The 18,017-nt window shown below is 55.8% G+C and carries 14 protein-coding genes and 1 other RNA gene; 12 read left to right on the top strand and 3 right to left on the bottom strand.

Features of this window, described 5'->3' with window-relative positions; translation table 11 throughout:
- Window positions 1-64: 64 nt before the first annotated feature.
- From E3W21_RS21555 to E3W21_RS21520, 8 genes are all read left to right on the top strand, one after another.
- The gene (locus tag E3W21_RS21555; RefSeq protein ID WP_134421778.1) at window positions 65-724 is read left to right on the top strand and encodes a GntR family transcriptional regulator; all 660 of its coding nucleotides are present in this window, start codon (window positions 65-67) and stop codon (window positions 722-724) included.
- 2 nt (window positions 725-726) lie between these two features.
- On the top strand, window positions 727-4,215 hold the full coding sequence (smc, locus tag E3W21_RS21550) for a chromosome segregation protein SMC (protein ID WP_134421777.1): 3,489 nt from the start codon (window positions 727-729) through the stop codon (window positions 4,213-4,215).
- 258 nt (window positions 4,216-4,473) lie between these two features.
- Entirely contained in the window at window positions 4,474-5,328 is an 855-nt protein-coding gene (zipA, locus tag E3W21_RS21545) for a cell division protein ZipA (protein ID WP_134421776.1), read from the top strand.
- Window positions 5,329-5,484: 156 nt separating this feature from the next.
- Window positions 5,485-7,842 (top strand): NAD-dependent DNA ligase LigA, encoded by a 2,358-nt coding sequence (gene ligA, locus E3W21_RS21540; protein ID WP_134421775.1) that lies wholly within the window; start codon window positions 5,485-5,487, stop codon window positions 7,840-7,842.
- Between the two features lie 171 nt (window positions 7,843-8,013).
- Window positions 8,014-9,192, top strand: coding sequence for a putative zinc-binding metallopeptidase (locus tag E3W21_RS21535; protein WP_134421774.1), 1,179 nt, complete (start codon window positions 8,014-8,016; stop codon window positions 9,190-9,192).
- Window positions 9,193-9,482: 290 nt separating this feature from the next.
- Window positions 9,483-9,579, top strand: an RNA gene (gene ffs / locus E3W21_RS21530) — signal recognition particle sRNA small type.
- Window positions 9,580-9,821: 242 nt separating this feature from the next.
- Entirely contained in the window at window positions 9,822-10,625 is an 804-nt protein-coding gene (locus E3W21_RS21525) for a hypothetical protein (RefSeq protein WP_134421773.1), read from the top strand.
- Window positions 10,626-10,747: 122 nt separating this feature from the next.
- A complete protein-coding gene (locus E3W21_RS21520) occupies window positions 10,748-11,059 on the top strand; it encodes a hypothetical protein (RefSeq protein ID WP_134421772.1) in 312 nt (103 codons plus the stop codon).
- 21 nt (window positions 11,060-11,080) lie between these two features.
- On the opposite strand, the gene E3W21_RS21515 is transcribed toward E3W21_RS21520, so the two are convergent.
- Window positions 11,081-11,764 (bottom strand): hypothetical protein, encoded by a 684-nt coding sequence (locus E3W21_RS21515; RefSeq protein ID WP_134421771.1) that lies wholly within the window; start codon window positions 11,762-11,764, stop codon window positions 11,081-11,083.
- Between the two features lie 278 nt (window positions 11,765-12,042).
- On the opposite strand from E3W21_RS21515, the gene E3W21_RS21510 reads away from it, so the two are divergent.
- From E3W21_RS21510 to E3W21_RS21495, 4 genes are all read left to right on the top strand, one after another.
- Complete coding sequence (locus E3W21_RS21510; RefSeq protein WP_134421770.1) at window positions 12,043-12,393, top strand: hypothetical protein; 351 nt, start codon at window positions 12,043-12,045, stop codon at window positions 12,391-12,393.
- 35 nt (window positions 12,394-12,428) lie between these two features.
- Window positions 12,429-14,390 (top strand): hypothetical protein, encoded by a 1,962-nt coding sequence (locus tag E3W21_RS21505; protein ID WP_134421769.1) that lies wholly within the window; start codon window positions 12,429-12,431, stop codon window positions 14,388-14,390.
- A gap of 312 nt (window positions 14,391-14,702) precedes the next feature.
- A complete protein-coding gene (locus E3W21_RS32410) occupies window positions 14,703-14,786 on the top strand; it encodes a hypothetical protein (protein ID WP_371927135.1) in 84 nt (27 codons plus the stop codon).
- Between the two features lie 130 nt (window positions 14,787-14,916).
- The gene (locus tag E3W21_RS21495; RefSeq protein WP_166793855.1) at window positions 14,917-15,669 is read left to right on the top strand and encodes a hypothetical protein; all 753 of its coding nucleotides are present in this window, start codon (window positions 14,917-14,919) and stop codon (window positions 15,667-15,669) included.
- A 218-nt stretch (window positions 15,670-15,887) separates the two neighbouring features.
- Here the strand turns inward: E3W21_RS21495 and E3W21_RS21490 are convergent, their stop codons facing one another.
- Both E3W21_RS21490 and E3W21_RS21485 read right to left on the bottom strand, forming a co-directional pair.
- A complete protein-coding gene (locus E3W21_RS21490) occupies window positions 15,888-17,018 on the bottom strand; it encodes a DUF3800 domain-containing protein (protein WP_134421767.1) in 1,131 nt (376 codons plus the stop codon).
- 247 nt (window positions 17,019-17,265) lie between these two features.
- A complete protein-coding gene (locus tag E3W21_RS21485; protein WP_134421766.1) occupies window positions 17,266-17,484 on the bottom strand; it encodes a hypothetical protein in 219 nt (72 codons plus the stop codon).
- Window positions 17,485-18,017 lie beyond the last annotated feature (533 nt).

Here is an 18,017-nt window from a genome sequence, read left to right as displayed (position 1 = left end):
CCATGACCCTTCATGTGCGCTACACTGCGCCGCTTGTGCAAATCGAAGAGTTTGAAGGACAACCATGACGTTCAAGGCGCCGGACAGCCTCGCCGAGCAAATTGCTCACCACCTCGCCGAGCGCATCATTCGTGGCGAAATGAAGCCCGGGGAGCGCATCCAGGAACAGAAGGTCACGCTGGCCCTCAATGTCAGCCGCGGTTCGGTCCGTGAAGCCTTGCTGATCCTCGAGCGCCGCCACTTGATCGCGATCCTGCCGCGACGCGGCGCCCACGTGACCGAGCTCACGGTTCACAAGGTCCAGAGCCTGTGCACGCTGATGAGCGAGCTTTACATCCTGCTGGGCAATGCAGTGGCCAGCGGCTGGCAAGTCCAGGCCGACATGGCGCCGTTCGTGCAAATCCAGCAGCGTCTGACCGCCAGCTACGAGCGCCAGGACATTCGCACCTTTGTCGACGACAGCTTCAGTGTGATGCGAGCTGCGTATCCGTTCGCCAACAACCCGTACTTGCAGGAAACCGTCGAGAATCTGCAACCGGCCATGAGCCGCGCGTATTTCCTCGCCCTGGAGCAGCGCAAGGCCTCGATGAGCGAGTTCCTCGAACTGTTCGAACGCTTGCTCGCCGCCGTGCTGGCCCGTGATTTTCCGCAGATCCGCATTGTGCTGACGGCGTATGCCCAGCGCAGCTGCGATCTGGTGGTTTCCGCCCTGACGGACGCTTAAGCGTGCGGCTAAAGTGCATCAAGCTGGCGGGGTTCAAATCCTTCGTCGATCCGACCACGGTGAACTTCCCCAGTAACATGGCGGCGGTGGTCGGGCCCAATGGTTGCGGCAAGTCGAACATCATCGACGCCGTGCGCTGGGTGATGGGCGAGAGTTCGGCCAAGAACCTGCGCGGCGAGTCGATGACCGACGTCATCTTCAACGGTTCTACCAGCCGTAAACCGGTGAGCCAGGCCAGCATCGAGCTGGTGTTCGATAACTCCGACGGCACCCTGCTCGGCGAATACGCGGCCTACGCGGAAATTTCCATTCGCCGCAAAGTGACCCGTGACAGCCAGACCACTTACTACCTCAACGGCACCAAGTGCCGCCGTCGCGATATCACCGACATCTTTCTAGGTACAGGTCTGGGCCCGCGCAGCTACTCGATTATCGAGCAGGGGATGATCTCCAAGCTGATCGAGTCAAAGCCCGAAGACTTGCGCAACTTCATTGAAGAAGCGGCGGGCATCTCCAAGTACAAGGAGCGTCGGCGCGAGACCGAAAACCGCATTCGCCGCACCCACGAGAACCTTGCCCGCCTGACCGACCTGCGCGAAGAGCTCGAGCGTCAGCTTGAACGCTTGTACCGCCAGGCCGAGGCCGCCAAGAAGTATCAGGAATACAAGGGCGAGGAGCGTCAGCTCAAGGCCCAACTGTCGGCCCTGCGCTGGCAGGCGTTGAACGAGCAGGTTGGTCAGCGCGAAGCGATCATCGGCAATCAGGAAGTCACCTTCGAAGCGCTGGTGGCCGAGCAGCGCAATGCCGATGCGGCTATCGAACGCTTGCGTGACGGGCACCACGACCTGTCCGAACGCTTCAATCTGGTGCAGGGGCGCTTCTATTCGGTCGGCGGCGACATCGCCCGGGTCGAGCAGAGTATCCAGCACGGTCAGCAGCGTTTGCGCCAATTGCAGGACGACCTGAAAGAAGCCGAGCGCGCGCGACTGGAAACCGAGTCTCACTTGGGCCACGACCGCACCTTGCTGCTCACCCTCGGCGAAGAGCTCGACATGCTCACCCCCGAGCAGGAAGTCACCAGCGCCGCCGCCGAAGAAGCTGCCGCCGCGCTGGAAGAATCCGAAACCACCATGCACGCCTGGCAAGAGCAATGGGACACCTTCAACCTGACGGCCGCCGAGCCGCGTCGCCAATCCGAAGTTCAGCAGTCACGGATCCAGCAGCTGGAAACCAGCATGGAGCGCCTGGCCGATCGCCAGAAGCGTCTCGGTGAAGAGCGCGCCTTGCTCTCGGCGGACCCGGAAGACGCGGCGATCATGGAACTCAGTGAGCAATTGGCTGCGAGTGAAGCGACGCTGGAAGATTTGCAGGCCAGCGAAGAAGCCCAGGTCGAACGCCTTGAGCAACTGCGTCAGGAATTGCAATTAGCGCTGCAAAATCAGCAGCAGGCTCAGGGCGATTTGCAGCGTCTGAACGGTCGTCTCGCCTCCCTTGAAGCCTTGCAGCAAGCCGCACTCGATCCGGGCACCGGCACCGCTGAATGGCTGCGCGAACAGCATTTGGCGGACCGTCCGCGTCTGGCTGAAGGCTTGAAAGTTGAAGCCGGTTGGGAGCTGGCGGTAGAAACCGTGCTCGGCGCCGACCTGCAAGCGGTGCTGGTGGATGACTTTGGCGAGTTCGATCTGGCCGGTTTTGCCCAAGGCGATTTGCGCTTGCTCAGCCCGGCCACTGATGGCGTGCGCGTGCCCGGCAGCTTGCTCGATAAAGTTGAAGCGCAGATCGATCTGGCGCCATGGTTGGGGCTGGTTAAACCGGTCGACAGCCTCGAACAGGCGTTGGCCCTGCGCAACCAATTGACCGCCGGCCAGAGCCTGATCAGCCGCGATGGTTACTGGGTCGGTCGACACTTTCTGCGTGTGCGCCGGGCCAGCGAAGCAGAGAGCGGTGTGCTCGCCCGTGGTCAGGAAATCCAGCGTCTGGGCCTTGAGCGCGAAGAGCGCGAAGCCACGGTCGAAACCCTGGAAACCCAGCTTCAGAATCTCAGGGCGCAACAGCGTCAGCAGGAAAACGGTCGCGAACATCTGCGCCGTCTGCTGCAAGACGAAGCGCGTCAGCAAGGTGAGTTGAAAGCGCAATTGTCCGCCGGCAAAGCCAAGGCCGAACAACTGACCTTGCGCCGTACACGCCTGGACGAAGAACTCACCGAGTTGGCTGAGCAGCGCGCTCTGGAACACGAAAACATCGGCGAGGCGCGCCTGCAATTGCAGGAAGCCCTCGACAGCATGGCGCTGGACACCGAGCAGCGCGAGTTGCTGCTGGCTCAGCGCGACAGCTTGCGCGAGCGACTTGATCGGGTGCGGCAGGAAGCCCGGCAGCACAAGGATCACGCGCATCAACTGGCGGTGCGTCTGGGTTCGCTCAAGGCACAACACGACTCGACGCGTCAGGCGCTGGAACGTCTGGAAATGCAGTCCGAGCGCCTGACCGAGAAGCGCGAACAGCTCAGCCTCAATCTGGAGGAGGGCGAGGCGCCACTTGAAGAGTTGCGCCTCAAACTCGAAGAGTTGCTCGACAAGCGCATGACCGTCGACGAAGAACTCAAGACTGCGCAGATCGCTCTGGAAGACGCTGACCGTGAATTGCGTGATGCGGAAAAACGTCGCAACCAGGCCGAGCAGCAATCGCAATTGATTCGCGGCCAGATGGAAACCCAGCGCATGGAATGGCAAGCCCTGACCGTGCGCCGCAAGGCGCTCGAAGATCAGTTGCTGGAAGACGGCTACGATCTCCACGGCGTACTCGCCACGCTGGTGGCCGAGGCCAACGAGAAGGACGCCGAAGAAGAACTCGAACGCATTGCTGCGCGGATTCAGCGCCTCGGTGCGATCAACCTGGCGGCCATCGACGAATACCAGCAACAATCCGAGCGTAAACGTTATCTGGATGCGCAGAACGACGATTTGGTCGAGGCGCTGGATACGCTCGAGAACGTGATTCGCAAGATCGACAAGGAAACCCGAAACCGCTTCAAAGATACCTTTGATCAGATCAATGGTGGTTTACAGGCCCTTTTCCCAAAAGTTTTCGGTGGAGGACGCGCCTATTTGGAACTGACGGGCGAAGATCTACTCGATACTGGGGTAACGATCATGGCGCAGCCGCCAGGAAAGAAGAACAGCACCATCCATTTGCTCTCCGGTGGCGAAAAAGCCCTGACCGCCTTGGCTCTGGTTTTTGCCATCTTCAAGTTGAATCCGGCGCCGTTCTGCATGCTCGATGAAGTTGACGCGCCATTGGATGACGCTAACGTTGGACGCTACGCACGGCTGGTCAAAGAGATGTCGCAGACGGTGCAGTTCATCTATATCACCCACAATAAGATCGCCATGGAAATGGCCGAGCAACTGATGGGGGTGACTATGCACGAGCCGGGTTGTTCGCGTCTGGTGGCAGTGGATGTCGAGGAGGCGATGGCGATGGTGGATGCCTGAGTCGGCGCTTGTAGGAGAGGTATTTTTGAGTTGTAGGACTTATTTACCTGCCCTGACTTGCTGGCCAATCGACATATTCGCGCAAGCCGTTGTGACAGACGGTGTAAAGTTGCCTTTGGTCGTGCTAGTTTAATGTCAATTTTTCGTATACGTGGGCAAAACGCCTGTCAGAACATAGAGTTGGCGCCACGTTTTAAAGCGGTTTACGAGTTGTAAGCCTCTTATTTTTCAGCATTTTTTATAGAGGCACGGGATTACATGGAAATCGGTCTGCGCGAGTGGCTGATCGTCATCGGCATTATTGTCATTGCCGGTATTCTTTTCGATGGCTGGCGTCGCATGCGCGGCGGCAAGGGGAAACTGAAATTCCGTCTCGACCGAAGTTTGTCCAACTTGCCGGACGAGGACACCGGCGCCGAGTTGTTGGGCCCGCCCCGCGTGCTGGATACGCATAAAGAACCGCAACTGGACGAGCACGATCTGCCGTCGGTGAGCATGCCTGCCCGTGAGTCGCGTGAATCGGGTTCCAAGCGCGGCAAGCGTGGCCATGGCGAGCCTTCCCAGGGCGACATGAACCTCAGCCTGGACCTGGACGGTGGCCCGAGCTTCAGCAGCCGTGACGACGATTTCCCGGATGACACCAAGGCTTCGAGTTCGGCCAGCGACAAGGAACAACCGCAAGCCGAAGAAGTGCTGGTTATCAGCGTGATCTGCCGCGACGCCGCCGGCTTCAAAGGCCCGGCGCTGTTGCAGAACATTCTGGAAAGCGGTCTGCGTTTCGGCGAGATGGACATCTTCCACCGCCACGAAAGCATGGCCGGCAACGGCGAAGTCCTGTTCTCGATGGCCAATGCGGTCAAGCCAGGTGTCTTCGATCTGGACGACATCGACCACTTCAGCACACCGGCAGTGAGCTTCTTCCTCGGCCTGCCAGGCCCGCGTCATCCGAAGCAAGCCTTCGATGTGATGGTGGCCGCGGCGCGCAAACTGTCCCAGGAGCTGAACGGCGAACTGAAAGACGACCAGCGCAGCGTGCTGACTGCCCAGACGATTGAGCATTACCGTCAGCGCATCGTTGAATTCGAACGTCGCGCCCTGACCCAGAAGCGCTAAGGTCAAAAGATCGCAGCCTCGTTTCACTCGACAGCTCCTACAGGGGTCGCGATTTTCTGTAGGAGCTGTCGAGTGAAACGAGGCTGCGATCTCTTGACCCTGATGATATGAGATTGAGCAGCCTCGGCTGCTCTTTTGCTTTATGAGAGAACACCCATGACCGCCGTCAAAAACCGCATTCTAGAGCTGCGCGCTGAGCTGGATCAGCACAACTATCGCTACCACGTGCTGGACGAACCGAGCATTCCGGACGCCGAATACGATCGGTTGTTCCACGAGCTCAAAGCCCTCGAAGCGGCCAATCCCGAACTGATCACCAGCGACTCGCCAACCCAGCGTGTCGGCAGCGCGGCGCTGTCGGCGTTCACTCAGGTGCGTCACGAAGTACCGATGCTCAGCCTCGGCAACGCCTTCGAAGAAACCGACATGCGCGAGTTCGATCGCCGGGTAACTGAAGGCCTCGACTTGCCGGCTGGCGACTTGTTTGGCGGCGGTGCGGCGGTGGAATACAGCTGCGAACCCAAACTCGATGGCCTGGCGGTCAGCTTGCTGTATCAGGACGGCGTGCTGGTGCGCGGCGCGACTCGCGGCGATGGCACCACCGGCGAAGACATCAGCGTCAACGTCCGTACCGTGCGCAACATTCCGCTCAAGCTGCACGGTACCGGCTGGCCGGCGACCCTGGAAGTGCGCGGCGAAGTGTTCATGTCCAAAGCCGGTTTCGAACGCCTCAACGCCACGCAGCTGGAAGTCGGCGGCAAGACCTTCGCTAACCCGCGCAACGCGGCGGCAGGCAGTTTGCGCCAGCTCGATTCGAAGATCACCGCCAACCGTCCGTTGGAATTTTGCTGCTACGGCATCGGCCAGATTTCGGCCGATATTGCTGATACGCACATTGGCAATCTCAAGCAGCTCAAGGCTTGGGGCATGCCGATCAGTCATGAGTTGAAACTGGCTCACGGCATCGTTGAATGCCTGGATTACTACCGCGACATCGGTGAGCGCCGCAATGCGCTGCCCTACGAAATCGACGGCGTGGTGTTCAAGGTCAACAGCATCGCCTCTCAGCGTGAGCTGGGCTTCCGTGCTCGTGAACCGCGCTGGGCGATCGCGCACAAATTCCCGGCCATGGAAGAACTCACTGAATTGCTCGACGTGGAATTCCAGGTCGGTCGCACCGGCGCGGTGACGCCCGTGGCGCGCTTGAAACCAGTCAAGGTAGCCGGTGTCACCGTGGCCAACGCAACGCTGCACAACATGGACGAAGTGGCGCGTCTGGGCCTGATGATCGGCGACACCGTGATCATTCGCCGCGCTGGCGACGTGATTCCGCAAGTGGTGCAGGTGGTCATGGAGCGTCGCCCGGAAACCGCGCGAGCCGTGCAGATTCCTGAGAAGTGCCCGGTCTGTGGCTCTCATGTGGAGCGCACGCAACTGGTCAAACGCAGCAAAGGTCGCGAGACCGTCAGCGAAGGCGCGGTGTACCGCTGCGTCGGTCGACTGGCCTGCGGTGCGCAACTCAAGCAGGCGATCATTCACTTCGTCTCCCGTCGCGCCATGGACATCGAAGGCCTGGGCGAGAAGAGCGTCGAGCAATTGGTGGATGAAGGCCTGGTGAATTCGCCGGCCGATCTGTACGCCCTGACGTTTGAGCAAATCGTCGATCTGGAAGGCTTTGCCGAGCTGTCGAGCAAGAACCTGCTCGGCGCCATCGAAGACAGCAAGCAGCCGAGCCTGGCACGCTTCATCTACGCCCTCGGGATTCCCGATGTCGGCGAAGAGACGGCCAAAGTGCTGGCGCGTTCTCTCGGCTCGCTGGAGCGGGTTCAGCAGGCGTTGCCGCAAGTGCTCACGTACTTGCCGGATGTCGGCCTGGAAGTGGCTCACGAGATTCACAGCTTCTTTGAAGATGCGCATAACCAGCAGGTGATCAAGGATCTGCTCAAGCACGGTATGCAGATTCAGGATCAGGGCGAGCTGGGTGCCGAGTTTGCTGCCAGCACCACGTTGGGTGGTTTCCTCGACAAGTTGCACATCCCTTCGGTGGGGCCGGGAGGGGCGCAGAAACTGGCGGACAAGTTTGGTTCGCTTGAAGGGGTTTTCAGCGCCGACTGGCTGGATATGCGCCAGGCGCTGCCGGAGAAACAGGCCACTTCAGTTCGCGAGTTCTTTGCGGTTGCGCAGCATCGTCAAATTGCTGAAGCCGCCGAGAAACAGCTGCGTGAATTCGGCATGCACTGGCAGAGCGAGAAGAAAGTCGTTGAAGGATTGCCGCTGGCTGGGCAGACCTGGGTGCTGACCGGTTCTCTGGAGTTGATGAGCCGCGACATCGCCAAGGACAAACTTGAAAGCCTCGGTGCCAAGGTGGCGGGCTCGGTATCGGCCAAGACCCATTGTGTGGTCGCTGGACCGGGTGCAGGTTCCAAGTTGGCGAAGGCCAATGAGCTGGGGTTGAAGGTTCTGGATGAAGAGGCGTTTGTCGACTTCCTGAGTAAGCACGATATTTCGGTGTGATGCCATTCGCGAGCAAGCCCGCTCCCACATTCGACCGCATTCCCTTGGGAGAACCGGGTTAAATGTGGGAGCGGGCTTGCTCGCGAAGGCGATAGTTGCCGTTGCGCTAAAAGCAGGAACGATCTTCGCGCAGGGATGATCTAGTCTTGGCAAGCCCAGGGAGAGATCGCCATGTACCGCTTCTTCGAACAGCTCAGTACACGCATCGCCGCGCCCTTCATCGGCGAAAGCTCGCGTAACAGCAAGGTCTGGCGGTGTCGCTGCGGGCAGTCGCTGTTTTTTCGCAACAGCCAGTGCCTGGCGTGTTCGGCGGCGTTGGGTTATCAGCCGGAGCAGAGTCGCCTATCGTCGCTGCAGCCCGGCATGCAGGCTGATACCTGGTTACTCGACGCCGATCCCGAAGCCGATCCCGAAGCCGGTGTCTTGCGCCGCTGCGCCAACCTCGATTCCCCGGCCGCGTGCAACTGGCTGTTGCCCGCCAATGACCATGATGCGTTATGCATCGCCTGTAGCCTGAACCACACCATCCCCGACCTGTCGATTGCCGAAAACCACGAACGCTGGCGCAAGGTCGAAATGGCCAAGCGGCGTCTGGTCGCACAGTTGGTCAGCCTGGGTTTGCAGGTGATTCCCAAAACCGTGGACGAAGAGACGGGGCTGGCTTTCGATTTCATTGGTGTCGACCTCGAAGGCAAACCGCCAACCACCGGTCACTCTAACGGTCTGATCACCCTCGATATCAAAGAAGCCGACGACGCCCATCGCGAGCAGATTCGGGTGCAGATGCACGAACCTTACCGCACGCTGCTCGGGCATTTTCGTCATGAGGTCGGGCATTATTACTGGGACCGTCTGATCGCCAACAGCCATTGGCTGGAACCGTTCCGCGGCCTGTTCGGCGACGAGCGCGCCAGCTACACTGACGCCCTCGAACGGCATTACCAGCAAGGCGCGCCGCTCGACTGGCAGCAACATTACGTCAGCGCCTACGCGACCATGCACCCGTGGGAGGATTGGGCCGAAACCTGGGCTCACTACCTGCACATGATGGACGCGGTGGATACGGCGTTGGGGTTCGGAATGAGTGCCAGGGAGATGGACTTCGACTATCAGCCGTTTCCCCCAAGCAGCCTCTACGATCCACAACATCCCGGTGGCGCGGCGTTCCTGTCGTTCGTCAATGCGTGGATCGAACTGGCGGGCATGCTCAATGAACTGTCTCGCAGTATGGGGCAGCCGGATTTCTATCCGTTCGTCCTGCCGCCTGCAGTAATCGCCAAGCTGCACTTCATCCACCTGGTGATCCAGCAGGAGGGCGGCCGGGCGGATGAGGTGTTGCAAGACCTGTAGCCGCCTGCGTCCGCTTGTAGCAGCTGTCGAGCCTGCGAGGCTGCGTTCGGCTGCGAAGCAGTCGTGAAATCAGGCAACGCGGTTTGTCAGGTAAACCGCGTGCGACGGGTTTACGACTGCTGCGCAGCCGAACGCAGGCTTCGCCAGCTGCTACAGGTCGCGATCATTTCCAGGATCTGCATGTCCTTGAAGCAGCACATATTTTTTAATCCGCCCGAACGGTTGTAACTTCGTCTCAGATAGGTACAATGGCGCGGCTCGCCGTCAGGCGGGCGTCGTTATGGTGACCCCATCGGTCCCCCCGCAACGATTACCCGTGAACCTGGTCAGATCCGGAAGGAAGCAGCCACAGCGGGAACATTGTGTGCCGGGGTGTGGCTGGTGGGGTTGCCTCCTATCTCTAAGTCCTTGAATTCTCAAGGATTTCTCAGTCAAAAATCTCGAAGTGTGACAGCGTTTAGTGACACCCAGGTGGTGCACTGTAAGCGGCATGTTATCGCCTGCCTGTCGTTTCTCCAACCCTTCTCCTAGCTAACCATCCTCTGCATCTGCAACCGGCGTCAACGCGTTGCTGGTCCCTTAGCCATGGCGGTCATTACTATCACTGAACTTTTCGGTGAGACGTAAACATGAGCGATGACGTAGAGAAGACTTGGCAACAGTTTGCCTCTGAGTACCAGCCGCCCTCCGAGGCCGCTTGGATCAACAACTTCGCGATCAGGAGCTTCAGGGATACGGGCGACGGTGATTACATTGCTGCGAGGTTGGCCATAAAGGCCGGTCTGGCTACCCAAGCAGTCTGGTCTGGGTTGCAAGCTGTAGAAAAGTACCTGAAGTGCATGCTGCTTCTTCGCCGGGTTAACTCCAAGGACGTAGGCCACAAGATCGTAGAGGGCCTTAGGTTGGTAAATGAGCGCTTGGGCTACGACATCGTTTTGCCCGATGCTGAGAAGGCGGTCTTCAATCACCTTGCCGAGTCTTGTGGTGATCGATATCTAGTCGCATCACTCCACCTATTCGATCACGAGCTATCAGGGTTAGATGCACTGGTATGGCGCCTCCGCCAGTACTGCGATGTGCTTGATGTCGAGCACTATAACGACAAGCCGTCTGAAGAGGTTTTGTCTAGGAACCTGGATAAGATAAAGGCAAGGCTGGACGGAGAGTCTGTCGGTGGGCACCTAGAGCGCGGCGCTCTTGAGAAGATCCTGGCTGACCAGCATCACCGGGCCCGTGAAGGTCTTGTCTGGCGTAACGCAATGTTCGGTGGGGGGCTGCCTTTCAGCGCCTCTGAGAATTTCAACTTCGTTGCGACCAACTCGCCATTGTACTTGAACCCTCAAATCGCCAGAGCGGTGAGTAAGCTGGTGCAGCTACCTTACGGGGCCCTGGAGGCATTCGAAGAACTCGCGATAGAGCAAGGGAAAGTCTGACGAGTCATAGGCTATTCGCCGCCATAACGTTCCTGTGGTGGTCTTGCCATCCATCAGCCACGGATTGAAGTGATCAGTCTGTCAGGATACTGTTTTCATATACAGTATTTGGTGCGTGCGTGATGAAAGGCGATTTGATCGATGACAAGGGGTTTGAACTGGGATTGCCCTCACGCGAGGAAATGCTCAAGCACCAGTGTGATTTGCTGTGCTCTGAGTTGGACGTTACGCGGCGAGACCTTCGGCAGGCTCACAAGAACATCGCCGGACTGATCGTCATGTACCGGGAAAGCTCGACGGAGCTGGCCGCCCTGAAGGTTGAACACGAGCGGCTGAAGTGGACCCTGAGTGACATGTATCGGCGTGAGAGCGAGCGGGAAACGGCGGGGATGGGCTACCAGTATGGCGACTACTCGAAAGGCGAGAAACCTTGAGTCCCAGGGCGAACGCGTGACTTATGCAAGCCTCGACTCCCGGCTGTTGCGAAGGTAGGCAATGCGAGCGACCACGCGGGCATCTTCATTGGCGAAACTCTCCAACCCCAGAATCTCCATGTCCATCCAGAACAAGACGATGGCATCAACGAAGGCAGCCAACAGCCCCACACTGATCTGAACAGACTGGATCGACGTATCACGCAACACAGGATGCGGCGTTTGCGACGTGTCGTGCTGGGGCCACAGCTCTGGGTGCAACTTGAGCAGTTGCCTTAAGGACTTTCCAGCACCGTGCCGACACGCATTGCCCAAAAGCTGCAACTTGTTCAGGGCGACGTAGGAATCGAAGGCAGTCAGGTCAGTGCCACGGATGTACTGGAACAGCTTGTTAGTCTTCTCGCCCCAAGTCATATGCTCCAGTTCGTCGGCTGTCACACCCTCGATTCCCAAGGAGCCAACACAGTGACCAAGGTAGCGGCGAAGCTGTTGCTCCCAGAGGGATTGGATTGACAGACAGAACGCCATGTTCGTCTTGTCGATCAGGTCGCGATGGTCGCTAGCTGCGAAACCGGCAATCGCTAAGTTGTCACTGCTCGCCAGCTCCAGATGCTTCCGCTCCAGTGCAGCCACTGACGGCCTCACCACTAGATCAAGAAACTCTTCAGCAATGGCGCCGTTACGGTAGGTATAGGCGTCGGCCAAACCGTGTTTCCATTTGTGAGGCGCTGTCATTGCAGATCCTTGATCGTGAACGAGCAGCAATGCTATCAGCCAAAACCGCTTGCCGTAGATATCAAACCCTTCCAGTCAGTGCCTACTCTCTATCGAACCGGGAAACGCTCTCCGGGAGGCGTGATGGCAGCCGGCCATTGCACCCGGTACCATGTCCACCATCACTCAGATGGATTTCAACATGAAGGCTTGGATCGGAGCTGTGGCACTGTTGGCACTGGCTGGATGTGCGAAAGACGAGGAAAGGCATGAGTGACTCAAGCGGTGAAGAGATTTCTCAGTGGATGGTAAGGGAAACGCTGGCGGAGCATCTGGCGCCGCTGCTTGCGCATTATGACGTCAAGTGGCGTGGGCATGGGGTCATCTATGTTGACCATGAGCAATACAACATCAACACTGCCCACAGGGTCCTTGCGGACTTGAGTGCCAGTCTCGGTGTGCCTATCCCACTGGTCCGCTCTAGGTTGGTCGATTTGGGTTGGTTCAACGATGTCCGCAGTATCCTGCCGGTCCGAGATGGCGTCGCGCCCGTCATTGATAAGCTGGCATCATGGGAGGCGGATGATCGCGAAACTGATGAAGAGTATGGCCAGGATTGACCCCGTGGCGTGTCGTCCCCTAGTTGCGAGTTTATATGCATCCGGAACATTTTGATTTATCTAGCCCTGTGTTCTTGCCCGTTACAGATGAAACCTGTGCGGGCTTGTTGCTTGCCGATGGTGCAAAAGCGCTTGGCGTCCTGACGGATCCAGAGCTGGCGGCGGTGTTGGTTATCCAGAATCTGGCTCAAGCAGCAGAAAAAGATCTTAATGCAGGTGCGGCAGAGATCGTTCTGTCCAAACTCATTGCGTGGGCCGTCGATTCCCGACAGTCAGCGGCAGTAGGGTTGTTGTCAGAGGCGCAGCGGCTGTTCGATCCACGGAAGTTGTACTTCGGTCTAAACGTCATCAAAAGCTTGAATCTGCGTTTTCTTCTAGCCGATGAAGTTTCGGCGCGGGATTACCTGCTACCCGATGGCAAGTGGGATGTCGGGTACAAGGTTCGCCACCATTTGAGCAACAACCCGTTCAGCCAACAGATGGTGACGCCCAAGCACCGCGAGCACTGGTTGACCGCTGCACAAGACAAGCTGGTCAGAACCTTTCGCGCCAATCTGGACGAAGATCTGCATGTTCAAGGTTACGCGGGGATAGGCAAGAGTCACTTGATAGGTGCCTTGATGGAGTGTCTGCGACCCGGAGGGGCGCTGGTGCTGGCATACACGTCTGAAAAGCTGGCGACTCTTCAAAAGCGCATCGGGGTTGCGCGCGACAGGAACACAGGTACGACCTTCGAGGCCTTTGCGAGGGCCCTATTGCACGGTCCTAGGCATCAACTCGCGACTAAGCCGGTCTGGGGGCCGAGCAAGCAGGCCCTGTCGCAGGAGTTGAATATCCTCGGTTTTCGTGGCCACGATGCGCAGACGACATTTGAAGCCTGTCTTAGGGTGCTCAAGCGGTATTGCCATTCCAGGGATCACAGCTTATCGGCCAAGCATCTACCTCATTTCAAGCAAGCCTTGTCCAACCTGGACGCCAGGGTGCTTCTTGAGTATTCGAGTCGACTGTGGTCTTACCTTGAGGTAAACCCGGCATGGGGTAGTCGGACTGGGTTCGAAGAGTTATTGATTATAAAGCGGGCATGTCTGGCGGGTTGCGTCGTGCCTGCTCGTTATACGCACGTCCTCATTGACGAAAGCCAGGATGTTCCCCCGTCGCTGCTACAGATCATCGAGAGGGGCCGCCAGGTGTTGATTACCCTGGGTGATGAGTATCAGCAGGCTAGTGGCGCGATTGTCAAAAGAAAGCGTGCGGTACGGCAAAGTGATGTTAGCTACTCCGTTCGTTCAGGCCGCAATATTGAGCGTCTGGTCAACCCGTTGATCTGCCTGCACTCGGAGAAGAGCAAAGTCCCGTTCGAAGGTGCTCGTGATGCAGACGTCGGTATCGAGCACTATCCGGAGGGCTTCGTTCCGCCCGAGGGCTGCGTGGTCCTGACTGCGTCCCGCTGGGACACGATGAAGTGGATGATCGAGTTGCAAGCTGCCAGCTGTCCGTTCAGTTTCTCGGACAAAAAGGCGGAGTCGGATCTCAAGCGCTTCATGACCACTGCCATCGCGCTTTTCAAACCAGAATACTATGGAGCCGAGAACACCGCGGATGGGTCGCATCCGTATTTCATCGAGATGGCCGACTGGCAACAGGTGCGTGATGCCAATCAGTTCGATGAGTCGTTTCTCTGGGTTGAATCCGAGTTGGGAAAAGGCTTCAAGATTGCCGATGTGACCCGGTTGAACAGTATGATTGGTAGCCCTGGCAAGAGCTGCATGCTCATGATGGCAGAAGATGCGGGGGGGATGGAGTTCGACCGCGTGCTGCTGACGCCCGAGCTGCTCTCAAATGCGAAGTTCAAGGACGCCTATGAGTTCGATCAGCGGATCTGTCTCGTGTACATCGCGATTTCCCGTGCCAGGCACCAGCTTTACCTTCCTTACGATGTGATCGAATGGGTCGAGTACCACGACTACCAGAAATACCGCGAGTCGTACGGCTACTGATTGACTTCGCCCTTACAGCCATCGGGTTGCTGTATTAAGAATCAGCCTCAAATTCTCCAGCAACCACAATCCCGTTTTGCATCTAACTGGCGGCGTGCAGCCACTCACTAACAGAAACCAATAAGGCTGCGCTACCTAAACGATATGGTAATACGTACTCCGTGACAGCCGAGGTTCTGAGTCTCAGCGTAACACGCGCCATAACTCTACTCAGCTGAAGTTGATTAGTCGTATGCGGCTGGCGATCTCTAGGTTCAGACACTCGCCTCTCCATTGACTGTGGATGCTGAGGCGGCAACTAGGAAAATACCGATGTTCTCGACAATGCTTGAACAGGTTGTAGCGAAGGCTCCTGCTCAGGTATCGAGGATGCTGCGATGTTCTGTAACGGTCTGAACGTGATGGTTTTCCAGCTCGGTGTCGTGCTAACTGATGATTCGCGCTGCGAAGGCGTTGTGCGTGCCATGCAGGAAAAGCATCACCAGATTTTGCCGGGTTTGATCTCCACTTTACTAAAGGGATTTACATGGGAAGCGCTAAAGAGCACATGTTTGAACTTGCGCATGAGCGCATGATCCAGTGGATGCGGGATGCCTATAGCATTGCCGAAGATGTGGATCTTGATGAGAATTATCCCGGATACGAAGGAATGGCGGCGGTCTATGAGCATGAGCAAGAAAGAGAAGATTACGAAGCACATATGCAGTGGTTTGACGAGCATCCTTATGATGAGATTTATAATTCGTTTCGTGGGCGTTTGCGTCAACTGATAGAAATGGTTGAAAAAGACAGGAATCCTTTCGCTGACAAAATGATTCACCAGATGGTATTTGCCCATTCCGTAACGCTTTTTGAAGCAATGGTCGGTGACGTAATAAAAGCTGTGGTTCTAAAACACAGTCGCATGCTAGAAAAGCTAATCAAAGGGATGGGGGAAGAAGTAAAAAACAAATTTAGTTTGGAAGAGATTTGTAAGTACAATAGTATCAACGGCATAATAATGTCCGTATTGAGTGGTGCTACGTTTCATGATGTTAAGCAAGTGGAAAAATACGTGAATATGTTTACCACGTCTAAATTCGCTTCTGAATATGCGGGGCGTATGACTCAGATTACAATATTGCGACATGATTTTGTTCATCGTAATGGTAAAAGCAAAGAGGGTGAGTATCACCAGGTTACGACAGAAATGGTTCTGGAAATCATCAGTGTGATAGAGGAGTTTTCTGAGGATATTTATCAGGCGATTATCGCTGAAATGACCCCTAATGAATTTTGAGTTATTCGTTTTAGGAATGAAGTTGCTATGGTTGATTGGTTCTGTTAATTCTTTAGCTGGTCCACGGTGTTTGAGCGAGCCAAATATCCAATGCTGCCATGACTAGGTATTGCTGAAAGTTAAAGAGTTTCGTGTGGGTCTCATGATATGCGGAAGTGAGGCGTCGATTAAAATAAAACAGCGCTGCCAACTTTCGCTGTTTTATTTTAACTCAACAGTCAAACGTTGAAGCGTGCTGCTGAGTCCAGTCCGTCGATATTTCCCTGGTCCAACTTTAAGTCTAGCATCTGAACTACTAAGTCTGCCATATCGTCCTTGAAGTTTCGCTCCCCCTCATGATTGAGTATTCGACCTATCGCACCTGCTATCACGTCTGATAGTTGGATTAATGGACTATTTTTGGATGATGCAGTTTCTAATGAAACTAGCTGAAGCTTGCCATTAAATTTATTTGTGTAATTTTCGCCTATTCTGTCTCGCAAGTCTGATATGACGAACGAGTCAAGAGATTGTTCTTCATCTACAGTTACCTCCATCTCACGAGGTAAATCTATTCTGCCGTTGTCGATTTCATGGACTGCTCCACGGATGAGCATATGCTCGTGAAGCTTAAGAATAGTTTCTTCAATAGGGCGGTTCGTTTTTGCACGCTCAACTGCTATATATTTAAATCCCAAATACTCTCTATTTTCTAAAATTACAGCCAGATAGGATTTTAAAGTTTCGTAATCGCTCTTGCCAAATTTTGTGAAGTGTACTTCCCTGTTTTTCCAGAGAGATTTTGCTTTCCAGTCGTTGATAGCTTTGGTGGTTGTAAATACAGCTCTGCCAGTGAGTACCCAAACCGACGCTACCATTACGTAACGATGTGTCTTCCCGGTTTCGTCTGAGAAAATGTGCACTTTTTTTCTAGGAGGGGCATCTTCAATAACAGCTCCCTCCATCTTCTCTTCATTTCTCCTTCGGCTTTTTTTGATTTCGGAGTCAGCTAGAAACAGCTCATATTCGTTTTGAATTTTAGCACGAGCACGTACTATGTAATGTAGTCGTTCAAGCTTGAAGAGATTTTTTGGAAGAATGCCGGTATCTTTGTAAAGATCTGGTTGAAATATTTCCCAGTATTTTAATGAAAGGGATATATCGCTATTTCGTGTGTGAGGGTAGAGGTTTAATACGTAAGCTACTCTTGGTTTCAAAGAAGAAAAGTCTGCAGCTGCTACAGACGAAAGTAATTCCTTTTTTTCTTTTTCAATCTTCTCATCTTTCGTTAGCTGCTTCTTTTTTGGTTTTTCCGCATCTTCTTCAGGCGGTAGTGGTATAGAGTCTTCGATTGGGTAGGTTGTGCTCATGCGACACTCCTTGTTTTCAAGCCGTATGGGTCTCTTCTATCATGCTCCATAAGCATCATGCCTATGGAGCTGGCCTATGGCTACCCTGCGACGCGCCTAGTGATCTTTGAAAGGCGCCCATGCTGTTCTACCCGGTGTCACAGCTACAAAAGCTCCTGCGGACTCTCCAAGGCTCTGCAACACTTCCCCCAAGCAAACCGTCGCCCGCCAATTTTTGGGCCTCGATATAAATATTGGGTGATGATTCCTAAGACTGACGGAGCCGCATAATCGCGTCTGTGATGCCTTGAGCATTCGTGTCGAGGGTTTCCATGGCCACCACTGCATTAGCAGCGACACTTCCCACCCCGTTCTCTGAGAGCCACTTGGTGATCTCTTCTATAGCAGCACCTAGGGCGTGCTGGTTATGGAGCAGCAATGTTAATGCGTCCGCCGTGGCGATCTTGGCTTCTGGGTTATCTGACATGGGTATCGCCCTTGAGTGGTGATGCGGGAATCCTAGTTCATCTTACCGCTGGCTGGGGGTTGGGTAAGTAATTGCTCAGGCCTACCCAATTGTCTGCATTCGACATGACCAGTCCTATGAGCCGGATTTGACGAGCACTCTTCGTGGTTATGACTGGCAGAAGACGACCCAAAGCAGTCCTTCAGGTGGGTCGATCTTCGTCGGGGCGACTGTCCGCACTTGGGTAACGCTTTACCCATTTCCTCGTACGATGCGTCGACGACCGTAATGCACTCATCCCAAGCAGTTTCAGACACCCCGAATAATTTCCGCGAGCGTCTCAACATCCACACACTGGGCCGTGATGCAGGCAAAGCGTCCGAGCGACCAATCACAACGGTGCACTGTGGGTACTTCCTAGCAGTGCGGACAGGGCTTCCTGAGGCGGCTCTTTGCGGGTGTACATGAAGTCAAGGTACGGGGCCATGGCATGCTGAAGCGAGTAAACCAGAGCCCAGGCATTTGATGGGCCGGAAAAGCACATGGTGAAGTGA

It is taken from the genome of Pseudomonas sp. F01002, from assembly GCF_004402115.1.
Taxonomy (GTDB): Bacteria; Pseudomonadota; Gammaproteobacteria; order Pseudomonadales; family Pseudomonadaceae; genus Aquipseudomonas; species Aquipseudomonas frigoris.
The sequence above is the reverse complement of the archived record's forward strand: the minus strand, read 5'-3'. Positions and strand labels throughout refer to the sequence as shown.

Coding starts and splice junctions, on each gene's coding strand:
- E3W21_RS32410 (WP_371927135.1), top strand. CDS start 14,703: ATGTTCTCGACAATGCTTGAACAGGTTGTAGCGAAGGCTCCTGCTCAG.
- zipA (WP_134421776.1), top strand. CDS start 4,474: ATGGAAATCGGTCTGCGCGAGTGGCTGATCGTCATCGGCATTATTGTC.
- ligA (WP_134421775.1), top strand. CDS start 5,485: ATGACCGCCGTCAAAAACCGCATTCTAGAGCTGCGCGCTGAGCTGGAT.
- E3W21_RS21510 (WP_134421770.1), top strand. CDS start 12,043: ATGAGTGACTCAAGCGGTGAAGAGATTTCTCAGTGGATGGTAAGGGAA.
- E3W21_RS21520 (WP_134421772.1), top strand. CDS start 10,748: ATGAAAGGCGATTTGATCGATGACAAGGGGTTTGAACTGGGATTGCCC.
- E3W21_RS21525 (WP_134421773.1), top strand. CDS start 9,822: ATGAGCGATGACGTAGAGAAGACTTGGCAACAGTTTGCCTCTGAGTAC.
- E3W21_RS21495 (WP_166793855.1), top strand. CDS start 14,917: ATGGGAAGCGCTAAAGAGCACATGTTTGAACTTGCGCATGAGCGCATG.
- E3W21_RS21485 (WP_134421766.1), bottom strand. CDS start 17,484: ATGTCAGATAACCCAGAAGCCAAGATCGCCACGGCGGACGCATTAACA.
- E3W21_RS21505 (WP_134421769.1), top strand. CDS start 12,429: ATGCATCCGGAACATTTTGATTTATCTAGCCCTGTGTTCTTGCCCGTT.
- E3W21_RS21535 (WP_134421774.1), top strand. CDS start 8,014: ATGTACCGCTTCTTCGAACAGCTCAGTACACGCATCGCCGCGCCCTTC.
- E3W21_RS21555 (WP_134421778.1), top strand. CDS start 65: ATGACGTTCAAGGCGCCGGACAGCCTCGCCGAGCAAATTGCTCACCAC.
- E3W21_RS21490 (WP_134421767.1), bottom strand. CDS start 17,018: ATGAGCACAACCTACCCAATCGAAGACTCTATACCACTACCGCCTGAA.